This is a genomic window from Paraburkholderia sp. GV068 (genome assembly GCF_003058125.1).
Lineage (GTDB): Bacteria > Pseudomonadota > Gammaproteobacteria > Burkholderiales > Burkholderiaceae > Paraburkholderia > Paraburkholderia graminis.
In genome coordinates this window covers 317,669-333,193 of sequence record NZ_QBUB01000002.1, presented here as the reverse complement: position 1 = coordinate 333,193, position 15,525 = coordinate 317,669, and the positions used below count along the sequence as shown (strand labels likewise).

13 protein-coding genes are annotated in these 15,525 nt (G+C 60.7%); 10 read left to right on the top strand and 3 right to left on the bottom strand.

What is annotated here, in order from left to right:
• Positions 1-18 precede the first annotated feature (18 nt).
• A complete protein-coding gene (gene kdgD, locus C8K18_RS06370) occupies positions 19-936 on the top strand; it encodes a 5-dehydro-4-deoxyglucarate dehydratase (RefSeq protein WP_006047196.1) in 918 nt (305 codons plus the stop codon).
• Positions 937-999: 63 nt separating this feature from the next.
• Here kdgD and C8K18_RS06365 read toward each other — a convergent pair whose 3' ends face one another.
• Positions 1,000-2,508 carry an MFS transporter gene (locus C8K18_RS06365; protein ID WP_006047195.1) on the bottom strand — a complete coding sequence of 503 codons (1,509 nt, stop codon included), beginning with the start codon at positions 2,506-2,508 and terminating at the stop codon, positions 1,000-1,002.
• Between the two features lie 261 nt (positions 2,509-2,769).
• The gene (locus C8K18_RS06360) at positions 2,770-3,357 is read right to left on the bottom strand and encodes a hypothetical protein (RefSeq protein WP_232292224.1); all 588 of its coding nucleotides are present in this window, start codon (positions 3,355-3,357) and stop codon (positions 2,770-2,772) included.
• Positions 3,358-3,814: 457 nt separating this feature from the next.
• Between C8K18_RS06360 and C8K18_RS06355 the strand changes: the two genes are divergently transcribed.
• The 7 genes from C8K18_RS06355 to C8K18_RS06330 all read left to right on the top strand — a co-directional run bounded on the left by C8K18_RS06355 (position 3,815) and on the right by C8K18_RS06330 (position 12,321).
• Positions 3,815-5,452, top strand: a complete 1,638-nt coding sequence (locus C8K18_RS06355; RefSeq protein ID WP_029966976.1) for a methyl-accepting chemotaxis protein — start codon at positions 3,815-3,817, stop codon at positions 5,450-5,452.
• 217 nt (positions 5,453-5,669) lie between these two features.
• The gene (locus C8K18_RS06350; protein ID WP_107706983.1) at positions 5,670-7,019 is read left to right on the top strand and encodes a saccharopine dehydrogenase C-terminal domain-containing protein; all 1,350 of its coding nucleotides are present in this window, start codon (positions 5,670-5,672) and stop codon (positions 7,017-7,019) included.
• 9 nt (positions 7,020-7,028) lie between these two features.
• Positions 7,029-8,969, top strand: coding sequence for a glutathionylspermidine synthase family protein (locus C8K18_RS06345; RefSeq protein ID WP_107706982.1), 1,941 nt, complete (start codon positions 7,029-7,031; stop codon positions 8,967-8,969).
• A 387-nt stretch (positions 8,970-9,356) separates the two neighbouring features.
• Positions 9,357-9,524 carry a hypothetical protein gene (locus C8K18_RS33240; protein ID WP_165919799.1) on the top strand — a complete coding sequence of 56 codons (168 nt, stop codon included), beginning with the start codon at positions 9,357-9,359 and terminating at the stop codon, positions 9,522-9,524.
• Positions 9,524-10,087, top strand: coding sequence for a lysozyme (locus C8K18_RS06340; protein WP_107706981.1), 564 nt, complete (start codon positions 9,524-9,526; stop codon positions 10,085-10,087). The genes C8K18_RS33240 and C8K18_RS06340 overlap by 1 nt, the downstream gene beginning before the upstream one ends.
• Entirely contained in the window at positions 10,074-10,523 is a 450-nt protein-coding gene (locus C8K18_RS06335; protein ID WP_107706980.1) for a hypothetical protein, read from the top strand. The genes C8K18_RS06340 and C8K18_RS06335 overlap by 14 nt, the downstream gene beginning before the upstream one ends.
• Positions 10,524-10,737: 214 nt before the next feature.
• Positions 10,738-12,321 (top strand): S9 family peptidase, encoded by a 1,584-nt coding sequence (locus C8K18_RS06330; RefSeq protein ID WP_107706979.1) that lies wholly within the window; start codon positions 10,738-10,740, stop codon positions 12,319-12,321.
• A 43-nt stretch (positions 12,322-12,364) separates the two neighbouring features.
• Here the strand turns inward: C8K18_RS06330 and C8K18_RS06325 are convergent, their stop codons facing one another.
• Positions 12,365-12,967 carry a methylated-DNA--[protein]-cysteine S-methyltransferase gene (locus C8K18_RS06325; RefSeq protein WP_107706978.1) on the bottom strand — a complete coding sequence of 201 codons (603 nt, stop codon included), beginning with the start codon at positions 12,965-12,967 and terminating at the stop codon, positions 12,365-12,367.
• Between the two features lie 154 nt (positions 12,968-13,121).
• On the opposite strand from C8K18_RS06325, the gene C8K18_RS06320 reads away from it, so the two are divergent.
• Both C8K18_RS06320 and C8K18_RS06315 read left to right on the top strand, forming a co-directional pair.
• On the top strand, positions 13,122-14,462 hold the full coding sequence (locus C8K18_RS06320) for a leucine-rich repeat-containing protein kinase family protein (RefSeq protein ID WP_006047190.1): 1,341 nt from the start codon (positions 13,122-13,124) through the stop codon (positions 14,460-14,462).
• 94 nt (positions 14,463-14,556) lie between these two features.
• Positions 14,557-15,519, top strand: coding sequence for a substrate-binding domain-containing protein (locus C8K18_RS06315; protein WP_006047189.1), 963 nt, complete (start codon positions 14,557-14,559; stop codon positions 15,517-15,519).
• The last annotated feature ends 6 nt before the right edge of the window (positions 15,520-15,525 follow it).

Sequence of the window (15,525 nt, the reverse complement as noted above, 5' to 3'; positions counted from 1 at the left end):
TCTTCACGCAACCCAATCATGACTTCACCGCAAGAACTCAAAGCGATCGTATCCGAAGGCCTGTTGTCTTTTCCCGTCACTGACTTCGACGCGCAAGGCGACTTCCGCGCCGACACGTACGCCGAGCGGCTCGAATGGCTGGCGCCGTATGGCGCGACCGCGCTGTTCGCGGCGGGCGGCACGGGCGAATTCTTTTCGCTCACCAAGACCGACTACACGAACGTGATCCGCACGGCGACCGAGACCTGCAAAGGCAAGGTGCCGATTCTCGCGGGCGCAGGCGGCCCGACGCGCGTGGCGATCGAATATGCGAAGGAAGCGGAGCGCCTCGGCGCGAGCGGCGTGCTGCTGATGCCGCATTATCTGACCGAGGCTTCGCAGGAAGGCATTGCCGCGCACGTCGAGCAGGTGTGCAACGCGGTGAAGAACATGGGCGTGATCGTGTACAACCGCGCGAATTCGAAGCTGAACGCGGACATGCTTGAACGGCTCGCGGATCGCTGCCCGAACCTGATCGGCTTCAAGGACGGCGTCGGCGAGATCGAAGCGATGGTGACGATTCGCCGTCGTCTTGGCGATCGCTTCTCGTATCTCGGCGGCCTGCCGACCGCGGAAGTTTATGCCGCTGCGTATAAGGCGCTCGGCGTGCCGGTGTATTCGTCGGCGGTGTTCAACTTCATTCCGAAGACCGCGATGCAGTTCTATCGCGCGATTGCCGCGGACGATCACGCGACCACGTCGCGCCTGATCGATGAATTCTTCCTGCCGTATCTGGCGATTCGCAATCGTCGCGCGGGTTATGCGGTGAGTATCGTGAAGGCGGGCGCGAAACTCGTCGGGCGCGACGCCGGTCCTGTGCGCGCCCCGCTGACCGATCTCACCGAAGAAGAACTCGCGCAGCTCGACGCGCTGATCAGGAAGCTCGGCCCGCAGTAAGGCGGGCCACGTGTTCCGCCAGCTCGAGGCACAAAGCGCGATGCTTATGCATCGAGCCAACGTTCAACCGCGGCGGAACACGACATGCGAAATCCGCTGCACGAGCAATGCGGCGGCAAGCGCCGCGACGGCCGTCAGCCATACGCCGATGTGAATCGACTGCACGAGCGCATCGCGCGCCGTGTCGATCAATGCGAGCGTGTTGAGCCCCGACGGCTTCATGTCGGCGATCAGCTTCAGGCGCGAAGCGTCGTCGATCAGAATCCGCAGATCGACGAAACGCGGCCGCCATTGCGAAGCCGCCGGCTCGCCGAGCACGCTCATCGTGCGCGTGACCACATCGCGATAGTGATGCTGCACGACAGTCGCCACGATGCTCGTGCCCAACATGCCGCCGACCATTCGCGTGGACTGCAACAGCGCAGTCGTGATGCCGAAGCGCTCGCGGCCCGCAATCTCCTGGCCGAACACATTCAGATTGTTGAGGATGAAGCCGAGGCCGACGCCGACCGCGGCCATCGGCAATTCAAGCCATAGATGCGGCGTATCCGCGTTCGCGAACGCAATGCCGACGGACGCGAACAACAGCAGCCCGAAGCCAATGGAAAGGATGCGCGTCGGCTTCTTCATGTGAATGACGATGCGTGTATTCAGCACGCTGCCAAGCGCGATACACGCGGCAATCGGCGTGGCGAGCAACCCGGCCTGTTGCGGCGAAAGACCAAACCCGCCTTGCAGCAGCAGCGGCGCAAAAAAGATCAGCGAGAACATCACGAAGCCCGACAGCATGCCGAGCGTGAACAGCGTGACGAGCTGCGAGTCCTTGAAGAGATCGAGCGGAATGATGGGATGCGTGGCGCGCTTCTCGCACACGAACAACGCGATCGCGCCGACGACCACGCAGACGGCGAGCGTCACGTTGCCGGCGGTCAGGCCGTCTTTCGGCACGGCTTCGATAAACGCCTGAAGGCCGCCCAACACAGCCGCCACCAGTCCGGCGCCGAGCCAGTCGATCTTGACTTCGCCTTCATGCGGACGCTGAAAGCTCGGCAGATGCGCCCAGATGAAGTACAGCGCCGCGGCGCCCACCGGCAGATTGATCAGAAACGTGGAGCGCCAGCCGAGATGCTCGCTCATCCAGCCGCCAAGCGACGGCCCGGCGGCGGTGCCGATGCCGTAGGCCGCGGCCATCACCACTTGCCAGCGCACGCGGGCGCGCGGATCGGGGAACAGGTCCGGTATCGACGCGAACGCCGTGCCGACCATCATGCCGCCGCCCACGCCTTGCAGGCCGCGCGCGATCACGAGAAACAGCATGTCGTTCGCGACGCCGCACAGCACGGAAGCCACCGTGAACGTGATGACCGCGGCGATCACGAAGCGCTTGCGGCCGAAGTAATCGCCGAGGCGCCCGAACACTGGCACGGTCACGACCGACGCCAGCAGATACGCGCTCGCAATCCACGCGTAGTACTCGAAGCCGTGCAGTTCCGCGACGATCGACGGCAGCGCGGTACTGACGACCGTTTGATCGAGCGCGACCAGCATGTTGACGAGACCGATGCCGAGCATCGCGAAGAGGGCGTTCCGGAAGGGCAGCGCGGCAGCAGCGGCAGTGGTAGTCACGGATCTGGGCAGGAGAACGATTGACGATGGAGCGCGGGACCGCGCGAGATCGAGACAACCGTGAGCCGAGTTGTCTGACCACTTCGTCATTATACGGGTTAGCCCTTAATTGAAACTATTGGTGGTGGGTTTTTGTGCAGAGGAAAGCGTGCGAGCGCATCAAACCAGCAGCGCGCTCGCACGCGGTTCATCGATCAGGCAAAGGCTTTAGTGATTGGCCCACCATTCGGTCGCTTTCTGCTTGTCCCACGCGGGGAGAACTTCGCGCTCGATCGAAGCGTTCGTCAGCGCGGGGAAATCCTTTTTGAATTCCGCCACGTCCTGATCGAACTCGTCGCTGACGCGAATATCCCAGGTGCCGCCGCTAAAGCCGGTTGCTGCCTGATCGATTAGTGGAATAACCGGCCCCGCGCGCAACTCACCGTCCTTGCGTTCGACCACGGTGGCGTCGACGTGGCCAAGGTACACAATCGAATTCGGTTTGATTTCCACGGTTTCGTGAAGCGGCGTAAAGAACATGCCGTGAAATGGGAATATGCCGCTTTGTCCGGTGATGCCGCGCATCACATATTTTCCGGGCGCGAGCGGAATTCGGACGAAATAGTGATTACCGTTGTCGCTCGTCGTGGTCGCCTGATCGTCGAACTTGAAATTGAGGCGGTCGGCGCGGCTATCCGCGGCGCCGCGCTCCATGTGCACGACGATGGGACTCGGCTGATAGCTCGTGTGATAAGCGTTTTTAAGCGTCACCGTCATCAACGCGTAGGAGTTTTTGCTCGTATCGACGGAGCTCATGGCCGTGGTCGGCGACATTGGCGCAACAGTTGCGCAACCCGTAGTCAGCAAAGTGCCGGCAATAGCGAAACTGGCGAAGAGTTTTTTCATTTCGAGTAGGGACTATTTTTTAATGTTCTTATCCGGTAAAGAAACTGCCGGATGAGCGAACTGTTGACGTTTCCATATGCGACGCGAATATCGAATAACCGCCGCATGCCATGTAAACGACAGCGCTTGATGGAACTTAAGGGTTTGCTTCATGCGAAAACGTCGAGCGGCTTGCGTCGCGTCCGCGGCAATGCGCGCTTTCAACTGAGGGCGCGCACCGAAAGGGTTTGTCTCTACACATGCCGCCCTTGTCGCTGCCGATAAACAGGTCGAGTGGTCGTGTGATGCGGCATGGCGGCCGGAATCATCGGCGGTTCGTGCAGCCGGTCATCGACCTTCCTGAACCGGACGAAACAGGGACGTGAGCATGCACCGATTGAATTTCAAGCAAAAGCTCTGGTTGCCGCTCGTCGTCAGCCTGCTCGCGCTGCTCGCCGTGTCGGTGTCGGCGGCGTGGTTGTCGCGCGAGACGCGCATCGAAGAGCGCAAGCACGACCTCGTGAACGTGGGCCACGTCGGGCTCAGCATCGTGAAGGAGTACGCGTCGCTCGCGCAAAGCGGGGCGCTGAGCGAGGCCGACGCGCGCAAGCAGGCGCTCGAGCGTCTGCGCAACGTGCGTTACGGCGAGGACGGCTACTTCCTCGTGCTCGATTCGAAGCCGCGCATGATCATGCACGCGATGAAACCCGCGACGAACGGCAAGGACCTTGCGGGCGTCGAGGATGCCGACGGCCGTCATCACTACGTGACCTTCGCCTCGGTGGCGCAGGCGCCGGAGGGCGGCTTCGTCGATTATGTGTTTCCGCATCCAGGCAATCCGCCGTCCGCCGCGGTCGGCAAGATCGGTTACGTCGTGCGTTACGCGCCGTGGGACTGGATCATCGCGACCGGCGCTTATGTCGATGATATCGACGCCGCGTTCATGCAGTCGCTCTATGTGCTTGGCGGCATGTTCGCCTCGGTGGCGCTGCTGCTGTCCGCGCTCGTCGCGTTCACGAATCGCAGCATTCAACGCACGATTGGCGGCGACCCGGCCTACGTCGCGCATGTCGCCGGTGAAATCGCCCAAGGCAATCTCGTCATTCCGATCGACATTCGCACCGGCGACGATTCGAGCCTTTTGCACACCATGCGGCAGATGCGCGACGCGCTTGCGAACACCATCGTGCAGATCAGCGGCGCGGCCGACAAGGTCGCGACGGGCGCGCGCGAGATTGCCGCCGGTAATACGGATCTGTCCGCGCGGACGGAGAGCCAGGCCGCTTCGCTCGAAGAGACCGCGGCCAGCATGGAGCAGATGACCGCGATGGTCCGGCAGACGTCGGAGAACGCGCAGACGGCGAGCGAACTGACGGCGAGCGCCGAGCAGATCGTCACGCATGGCGGACAGATGGCGGCCGAAGCGGTGTCAACGATGCAGGAAATATCGACGGAATCGCACAAGATGGTGGAGATCATCTCGGTGATCGAAGGCATTGCCTTTCAGACCAATATTCTCGCGCTGAACGCAGCCGTCGAAGCGGCTCGCGCGGGCGACGAAGGGCGCGGCTTCGCGGTGGTGGCGGGCGAGGTGCGCACGCTGGCGCAGCGCAGCGCGGCCGCCGCGAAGGAAATCCGCACGCTGATCAGCCGCGCGGTGGGACGCGTCGAGAATGGCGTCGAACTGGTCGACAAAACCGGCACCACGATTCAGGCGGCGAGCGAGGCGATTGGAAGGCTCTCGGGCGTGATGCGCGACATCGCCGCGGCTGCGTCGGAGCAGAGCGCGGGCATCGATCAGGTCGGCGACGCGGTCTCGCAGATGGACAGCGTGACGCAACAGAACGCCGCGCTCGTCGAGCAGGCCGCCGCGGTCGCGCAGACGTTGACCGAGCAGGCGAGGCTGCTGGAGGCGTCGATTCATACGTTCCAGGTTCAGTCGGATGGGCGTGGGGAGGCGGCGGGTTTGGCGGCGGGGCGGGCGGGGAAAAGCAAGTGGGCGGGTTCGCGACTTCGGGCTTTGTGATTGGGGAAGGTGGTGTTGCGAATTGTTTTTAACACGATCGGATGAAGCGAGCGAGGATGCGCCTTACGGCGCGCTCAGAAATTTCGCCGGTTATGCGCAGTAAATAGCGAACCTTGCACGGGAAACTTCTCGCAGTTGACTTCGTCTGTTCATCCGGCATGATGAGCGATTAAGATGGTTGTCTTCGCTTATATCGGGCCGGCCCACAACTAGAAAAATGGTTCCTACAGAAATCCTGATCGTCGGCTTCGGCTGCATCGGTCAAGCGGTTTTGCCTTTGCTCGAACGCGTGTTTCCGTCAGTACCTATCGTCGTCGTGGACAGGGTGCTGGACGAAGCGCGTCTGTCGATCATACGGCGGCATAAGTTGAAAGCGGTCGAGGCGACGGTTAGCGAGTCGAATTACATTTCGTTGCTTGGGCCGAAGCTTTCGCCTGGCGGATTTATCCTTAATCTCGCGCCGAGCGTAAGCAGTTGCGATCTCATCGAGTTGGCTCAGAACTGCGGCGCCTTTTATCTCGATAGTGGGATCGAACCGTGGGCTTATGAAGAGCACGATTCATCGTTTCTCACTAACCATGCGCTCAGAGTTCGCTTGCTGAAGTTTGCAAAAGGCCGTGAAAACCGTGCTACCGCATTGGTCGCGCATGGCGCAAATCCGGGGTTCGTGTCGGCGCTCGTGAAGGAGGCGTTGCTTCGGCTCGCACGAAGGGCCGATGTGCTCGCCGATATGCCGTTCACACGCGGGCAATGGGCTGGCCTCGCTAGGGCGCTCGACGTTCGCGTCGTTCAGGTGAGCGAATACGACAGCCAGCATGCACGGCCGCCGGAGCCGTTCGAATTCGCCAATACGTGGTCGCCAGAGGGATTTATCACTGAATGCCTGCAAGACGCCGAACTCGGCTGGGGCACGCATGAAACTCGCCTTCCCGCTACGGCGTATCGTCACGCTGATGGCGGCGGTGCGGCCATCGCGCTGAATAGACCCGGACACCGCACATGGGTGCGCTCGTGGTCGCCGACTCACGGGCCGTTTGATGCACGATTGATTACGCACAATGAGTCCATTTCAATCGCCGAATATCTGACGTGCGAGTCTCGCGGTGAGTCTGCTTACAGGCCGACTGTCTATTATGCGTATCGGCCGACCGAGGCGACGAGTCTGTCGATGCAATGGCTCGATGACCGGTCCGCCCGACGCATCACGACGCATCGCGTGATGAAGGACGACATCGAATCCGGCATGGACGAACTCGGCGTGCTGTTGATGAGTCCGCGATACGGCGCGATCTGGTACGGCTCGCAACTCGATATAGACCGCGCACGGACCGTCGCGCCATATAACTCCGCAACGAGCCTGCAGGTGGCGTCGAGCATTGCGGCTGCAATGCAATGGATCTTGCAGAACCCGGTACGCGGTGTCATTGAATCCGACGCGCTCGATCATCAAACCGTGTTGAATGCAGCGGCGCATGCGTGGGCGCCGTTATCGGCACATTTCACGGATTGGTCGCCATGCCGGACCGACAATTCCCTGGTCTTCGACCAATTCATGCTGGAGCAATAAGTCCCGTTCATGAAACGCACGAAACAGATCCCACGCGCTAATTGGCCAACCGAACTCGAGCGTATTGGCTTTCACTTTCATTCGCTCGATGAGCATAACCAGCCGCGCAAAGTCGACCGCAATACGTTTTACTATTGGCGCGAAGACGCGGCATACGAATTCAGCGAGGCTCAGATCGAGTCGCTGTACGCGGCCGCGCGTGAGCTTAATTCACGCTGCCTCGAGGCCGTGCAGCATGTGATCGATCACGATCGCTTCTCGCGTATGGCTATCGCGCCGGAATTCGCCGAATTGATTCGCAAGTCGTGGGATAGCGACGAACCGACATTGTTCGGCCGTTTCGATATGACACTCGACGCACACGGCGTGCCGAAGATGTACGAGTACAACGCCGACACGCCGACGTCCATTATTGAATCGAGCCTCGCGCAGTGGTCCTGGAGGGAGTCCGTTCAGCCGAAGGCGGACCAGTTTAATAGCTTGCACGAAGCGCTTATTGCGCGCTGGCGCTGGATTCGCAAGCACTATCGGAAAGCGAAACTGCTTCACTTCGCCTGCGCGTTCGACAGCCAGGAAGATGTGTGCAACGTCGAATATCTGATGGACACTGCGGTCCAGGCGGGCTGGTCGGTCAAGCTCGTGGACGTGATGAAAATCGGCACCGATAGCGCGGGCCGCTTTTACGATGCCGACAACGAGCGGATCGAGGTTGCTTTCAAGCTGTATCCGTGGGAATGGATGGCGCAGTCGGAATACGGTCCGCAATTGGGCCTCGGCACCATGCATTGGGTCGAGCCGCCGTGGAAGGCCGTGCTTTCGAACAAGGCGATACTTCCGATTCTCTGGGAACTGTTTCCGGGACATCCGAACTTGCTCGAGGCGAGTTTCGAAGAGACATCTTTTGACGGACGTCCGCATGCGACAAAGCCTATCTATTCGCGTGAAGGCGAAAGCCTGACGCTGGTTACGCCGGAGGGCCGCTTTCACAATCCGGGGCAGTACGGCGACGAAGGCTTCGTGTATCAGGCTTATTGCCCCGCGCGGCGCTTCGGCGGGTTGTACACGACACTGGGCGTGTGGATCGTCGACGATGTTCCGAGCGGCTTATGCGTTCGTGAAGAAGCCGGGCCCATCGCGAAAAACACCAGCTATTTCGTGCCGCACTTCTTTCGGAAAAGTGGCGATGTGGCCGCTTTCGGCCTGGGTGAACGCGCGCAACACGCGCTGCCGGCTCAGACGGCTGCTCACTCGGCTGATCGCGCGCAAAAAGCGCCGGCTCATACGGGTGCTTACTTCATTCAACAAAAAAAGTCGGGCTTGCCCAAGTTGCTGCTGATTGGCGCCTGTGCCGCATTGGCTGGCGGCACACTTGTGCATTCATGCTCCAGCAGCGATGACGACAGCGAACTTGATGAAGGCGTGCCGGTTACGCGTGCGAGCTACGAGACACTTGAGGACTGCCTCGCCGACTGGACGATGGTGGCGGATTGCAGAGAGGCGCCGATCGCTACGCAGACCGCTGACGTGCCGGCGAGCGATGCGGTCGCCAGCTCACCAACGAATGGTGTGGCGGGAAGCGCGGGAGGTTCGCATACCGGTGTGATTGCGCACTGGTACGGTCCGTACTACACGCGTTCGGGCACGGTCTACCATGGGGACGGTAGTCAGACTCAGCAGAGTGCGCAGTCAGGACCGCTGAGGCCTGCGTTGAAATACGATGCCGGTGGTCATCCGACGAGGGCGCTCGAGCCGGCTCCCGCGCACGCTGCTTTCACCGAGCAGGCCACTGTTGCGCAGCGCATTCTCACTCGCGGCTCGGGAGCGTCAATGTCGATGCATGCTGCCGCAGTGACGTCGCGCGGAGGCTTTGGCCGCGGAGGCGGGGGCGGGGGCTTTGGCGGCGGTGGTGGGCATTCTTTTGGCGGCGGTGGGTGGTCGTCGGGGGGATGAGTCAGGGTTGCGGTGTGTTTAGGTCGGCGCCCAGGTGCGGCATCGGCGACAACTACCTGGCGTAGAGGTCGCGCATCGTCGCCCTTATTGAAGACATAGGGCCAGCAGCAACAAAGCCCACCTTGCGCGGGCCCCGACTATTCAAGGGAAACTCCCACCGTCGAAATGTCTGGCCATCTCAGGCTGCATTCGTCGTCAATCAATCAGTGAACCGTCACGGCGTACTGCCGTTATCTTCCCGTCCCACGTTCCCCAACTTTTCAGACCGGTCCTATTTCGCACTGCGCAAGTGCCACGCGAGCATGGTCAATCGGGGCCGCAACATCGCTCCGTTGTCACCGGCCGCGACGCGACCGGTCTTTCCGTTGGTTTCTTGGGAGTATGGGAATGCCGAATCAGGAAGATGGCGAAGGCAGGACGTATGCATTCGCGACGATTGGCGCACGTTGCGAGCGCGGCGGTTATGTGATCCGGACAACGTCCGGGTTGTCGATCTACGGTCTCAACGTCGCACTTGTCGCCGATAACACTTATGGTCACAGGCAGGAGGTCTGATGCCCGACGCACTTGCAACAGCGGTAACGAATACAAATTCCAATTCGTGTGTGAATGTGCAGACTGACCGGCTGTGCAAGCCATGGGAAATATCTCAGGCGGGAATCGGCTTTATTGAGACGTGGGAGGCTTTCCGCGCACATTTATATGACAACGATGGTGCGGGCGGCGGAGGAAATACGACTATTGGCTTCGGACACCTGGTCCACATGGGACCGATATCGGGCGCACCCTCTGAAACTCCTTTTCTGAACGGTATAACCGTCGTACAGGCGCATCAATTAATGCACCAGGATTTACGGGATCCGCAGCGAATCGTAAACCAAAAAATAAATGTTCCGCTGTTTCAGTACGAATACGATGCATTGGTCGATTTCGCTTACAATTTGCGCCACCATAATGATGGCCTGCTTGGCCTTGTAAACACCGGCCAGTATGACCGCGTGCCCGCGAAATTCATGGAATACACATGGGCAGGCGGGCAGCAACCGCACGGGCTTGTGAAACGTCGCCGCGCTGAGGGTCGCTTATTCGCTTCGGGAGATTATAATGCGGATCACTAGACTAGCCCTAGCCACGACAGCTATCTTTATTTCAGCTTCGGCATTAGCGAATGCCGCCTGCGAAAACGACGCAAAAACACGCGACGATTTTCTGGCCTGCTCAAAAAGGGATGCAGATAAAATTCTTTCCGACTCGGAAAAGCTGTATCGAAGCATAAGAGCGCTCGCTAGTGACGGCGGGCGGGCTGAGCTAGATAAGAACTATAAGATCTGGAACGACAAACTTAAGTCCGACTGTTCCGTAATCGCGTATTCATTCAATGAATGGCGAAATGATTACACGCCGGACACGGATTTTCAGGTCTCCTCATGCCGCGCGAAGATCGCGACACAAGAGCTCGAGTTTTATAAATGGCTCGCATGTCCCGATGACATGGAAACGTCCAAGGTCCCAGACTGCGCGGCGGTGAGAAAGGTGTTGAGCGACAGGCAATAGAGTGGACCGCGCGCCCCGCTTCGGCGGGGCTTTTCATTTGAGCGTCGTTTCGCGCCTGTTCTTGCCTAATACGACGCAACCCCGCCCATGCCCAAACCCAAAAACCGCAAACGATGTTGTCCCATCAGCCCCAACCGGGCATATTGACGCGTGTGAATCGCCAATCGACGAGTCTCGACGATCCACTCGCCAATCCTTCCCGGAGCAACCCCGCATGCCACAACCCACCCGCATCGCAGCCCTCGCACTGCTCTCATGTATTGCGTTGACCGCGGGCAGCCGAGCGCAAGCCGACTCGTCGTGCGATAAAGCATGCCGCGCGCGCGGCCAACTGCTCGATCATCGGGTCACCTCGCGGTTGAATGCTGCAGCGTTGTCGAAGCTGCTTTCGTCAAGTCCCTCCGGACAGCAACTCATGCAAATGGCGGGCGCGCCTGCTTGCGGCGTGCAGATCGTCTATTACCGTTATCGCACCATCGGCGCAGCCGGCGAACCGGCAACAGCGAGCGGCGCACTGATGATCCCGCACGGCGAGTCCGCGACGTGCAGCGGGCCGCGTCCCATGATGTTGTATGCGCACGGCACCACCGCGTATCGCAAGTACAACCTCGCCGACGTGACGCAAAGCGACCCGGAGAACGGCGGCGCGGGCGAAGGCCTCAGCGTCGCCGCGATGTACGCCGCTCACGGCTACATCGTCGCGGCCAGCAACTATGCGGGCTATGCCGGTTCCGATCTTCCGTACCATCCTTATCTGAACGCCGACCAGCAGTCCGCCGATATGATCGACTCGCTGCGGGCGGCGCGCGTCGTGCTCAACGACGAAGGCAAACGGGCAGCAATTCGCGAGAACGGCAAGCTGTTCATCACCGGCTATTCGCAAGGCGGTTTCGTTGCGCTCGCAACGCATCGCGCGCTGCAGGCAGCGGGCGTCAGCGTGACAGCCTCCGCGCCAGGTTCGGGCCCGTATGCGCTTGCCGCTACTGCCGACGCCATCAGCGCGGGCCAGGTCAGTCTCGGCTCGACGCTCTTCACGACATTGGTCGTGACCGGTTATCAGCATGCCTATAAGAACCTGTACCGCAAGCCAGACGACTTCTTCGAAGCCGCCTACGCACCCGACATCGAACAACTGCTGCCGAGCGCGCAATCGCTCGATACCATTTTCTCGCAGCGAAAGTTGCCGCCGTCGCATCTTTTCAGCAGCACGCCACCTGCCGCGCAGTTTCAGTCGATGACGCCGCCCGCATCGTCGGCACTCACGCCACCTCCGTTGACACGGCTATTCGCAGCCGGTTTCGGCGACGCCAATCTCGTGCGCAACAGCTATCGCCGCGCGCTTCTCGAAGACGCCGAGGCGAATCCTGATGGCGCGTTCCCCAACGCAATGCCGAACCTTGAGCCCGCGGCAAATCCGCTGCATCCGCTGCGACAGGCGTTCAAGCGTAATGATTTGCGCAACTGGGTGCCAAAGGCGCCAGTGCTACTGTGCGGAGGCGGCGCCGATCCGATGGTGTACTTCTTCAACGCACGCATCGAGCAGGCGTATTGGCTCAACGCGAAAGTGCCGGCGGGACTCACTTCGGTGCTGGATGTCGACTCGCCCGTCACCGGAGCCGACGATTCGTTCGCGGCGCTCAAGCGCGGTTTTGCGAACGCGAAGGCCGACGTTTCGAAACAAGCGGTGGCCGCAGGCGCAACGGACGGCGGCGCGTCAGCGGTATTGCGTTCTTATCATGGAGAACTGGTTGCGGGCTCTTGCATGCTCGCGGCACGGGCGTTCTTCTCGAACTTCTGAACGTGCCTGTCTCTAGCTTCTGCCACGCATTCCGCCGATGCCGTCAATTGCCGAACAACGAACTCTGCATGCCGCGAGGCGGCGCAGCGCGTGAGCGTTTTGCGGCGGCTTTGGTAGTCGCTGCGGTGACTTGCGTTTGCACATCGGCGCCGGCATCAAGCGACGTTTGCCCTGCTTCCAGCGCGAGTAACAGCATCTTGTTCGCCAACCCGCCGGCAAAGCCCGTGAGGTTGCCGGATGCGCCTATCACGCGGTGGCACGGCGCCACAATCGAAACAGGATTCCGACCGTTGGCGGCACCCACTGCACGCACGGCGTTGACATTGCCGATCTGCGCGGCGATCTGCGCATACGTACGTGTCTGGCCAAATGGGATCGTCAACAACGCGGCCCACACTTTCTTCTGAAACTCGGTGCCCTGAAAGTCGAGTGCGAGATCGAACGCGTCTCTGTTGCCCGCGAAGTACTCGTGCAACTGACGCTCGGTTTCGAGCAGGATCGGCCGATCGTCGGCGAGCACCAACTCACCGAGCCGCACGCGGTTCGGCTTGTCGTTCTCCCACAGAATGGCGGTCAACCGATCGCCGCGGGCGACGAGCTTCAATTGGCCGACCGGAGAATCCATCAGCTTGTAGGCGTAAGTCACTTGTCTGCTCCTGCGTATTTTCGTCGTCAAGTATGAAGGATTTGTGCAGCAGACGGTGAGCGATCGCCATCACGACGCAAGCCGCGCCGCACGTCACCCAGTAAAATCGACCCTACCAGCACGACGGACCGCAGCACCGGATATTTCTACCACTGTGACCACGACACTTGAACAACTGAGAGCGGGACAACTCGCGGGCACGCGCCACTTGAAACTTCCGTGCGGGCTCAGCGAATTTCCACGTGAGATTTTCGATCTCGCCGACACGCTCGAAGTTCTCGATCTTTCCGGCAACGCGCTCACCGCCTTGCCCGACGATTTCGCGCGACTACGCAAACTGCGCATCCTGTTTGCGTCGAACAACCCGTTCACCGAGTTGCCGCCGGTGCTCGGACAATGCCCGCAATTGAGCATGATCGGCTTCAAGGCGAATCGCATACGCACCGTCGCGGGGAACGCGTTGCCGCCGCGTCTGCGCTGGCTGATTCTCACAGACAACGAGATCGACGCATTGCCGCCGGAAATCGGTCACTGTACGCATTTGCAGAAATTGATGCTGGCAGGCAATCGTCTGCGCTTTCTTCCCGAACAACTGGCCGCGTGTTCGCGACTCGAGTTGCTGCGGCTTGCCGCCAATCGACTCGATGAATTGCCGGCATGGTTATTTCATATGCCGCGGCTCGCATGGCTCGCTTATGCGGGCAATCCATTTGGCGAAGCACTCGAAGCGGCGGCTTTGGACGATACGCCCATCGCTGAAATTGGCTGGAACGATCTGCGTTTGCATGAGCAATTGGGCGAGGGCGCTTCGGGCGTGATCTATCGCGCCGAACTGCGCACGCACGAGAACACCGCGCGGCGCGTCGCGGTCAAGCTGTTCAAGGGCGCCGTTACGAGCGATGGTTTGCCCGACTGCGAAATGGCCGCTTGCATTCGATCCGGCGATCATCCCAACCTGATTGCAGTAGCCGGAAAAGTGAAGGACCATCCGGACAACGCGCACGGACTCGTGATGGAACTGATCGACCCGCAATACCGCAATCTGGCAGGGCCGCCGAGCTTCGAATCGTGCACGCGCGACATCTACGCGGCCGACGTGCGTTTCAACCCAGTAGACGTGGTCGACATGGCGCACGGCGTTGCATCGGCGGCCAGTCATTTGCATCGGCGAGGCGTCATGCACGGCGACCTGTACGCGCATAACATTCTGCATGACGGCCAGGCACGTGTATTGTTAGGAGACTTCGGCGCGGCTTCTTTCTATTCGACGGAGAACCGCGAAGCAGGCGTGGCGCTGGAGCGTCTCGAAGTGAGAGCATATGGTTGCCTGCTCGAGGAATTGATGACCCGCTGCCACTGGAGCGATTCGCGTGTGCAAGCAGACGTCGCCGTGAAGCTCGCGAGCTTGCGCGACGGTTGCCTGAGCGAAGACGTCGACAAGCGGCCGTTATTCGAGCAGATCGCATCCGAGCTGCTCGTGCTGAAAGCTCGTTGATGTCGAACAGGCAAGCCGTTTGCGGTCCTATCGGTCCGCGTTCATCCGTTGGCGTTCATGCACTTGACGGGCGCCGCCACGAAGGAGAGAAACGATGACGCAGAGAATGCGCCGCCGCGTGCTGATCGCCGGTGCACTGGCTGCGGCCGGTCTCACGCGTGCGGCCGGCGCGGCAACCGTGGAAGGCGGCATGCCGAAGATCGCGCTCGTGCTGAAGTCGCTCAGCGACCCCTTCACCGCTGCGATGGCGAACGCGGCCAAAAATTATCAACAACACTACGCGTCGCAATTCGCGTTGACGGTGCGCGGAACCGCGACGGAGCCCGACACGGCGGGACAGATTCGCATTGTCGAGGACCTGATCCGCGCGAAGATGAACGCGATCGTGATTGCGCCGTCGGGCTCGAAAGGATTGACGTCGGTGGTCGCGCGCGCGATCAAGGCGGGCATCATCGTGGTCAGCATCGACAATCCGCTCGACGACGCCTTGCAGGACGCAGCGAAAATCTCTGTGCCGTTTGTCGGCCCCGACAATCGCAAGGGCGCGATGCTGGTGGCGAACTATCTCGTCGAGCGGCTGAAGCCCGGCGATCAGGTCGCGATCATCGAAGGCATCGCAGCCGATCGCAACGCGCAGCAACGCACGGCCGGCTACAAGGAAGCGATGAACGCGGCGGGCATGCAGCTCGTCGCGACCGAGGCCGGCGACTGGGAATATGGCAAAGGCCGCGACATTGCGTCGAAAATACTCGGCCAGCATCCGCAGATTCGCGGCTTGCTATGTGCGAACGACAACATGGCAATGGGCGCGGCGGACGCCGTTCGCGACGCGGGCCGGACCGGCGGCGTGTACATCACCGGCTATAACGCGATTGAAGCGATCAAGCCGTTGATCGCGGACGGTCACGTACTCGCCACCGTCAATCAGTTCGCCGACCGGCAAGCGGTGTTCGGCATGGACGTCGCGCTAAAGGCGGTGACGGAGCAGAGAAAGCAGGGCGAATTATCGCGAACGATAGAGACGCCACTGCAACTCGTCACCGCCGCGAAGCGGTAGTTCGGC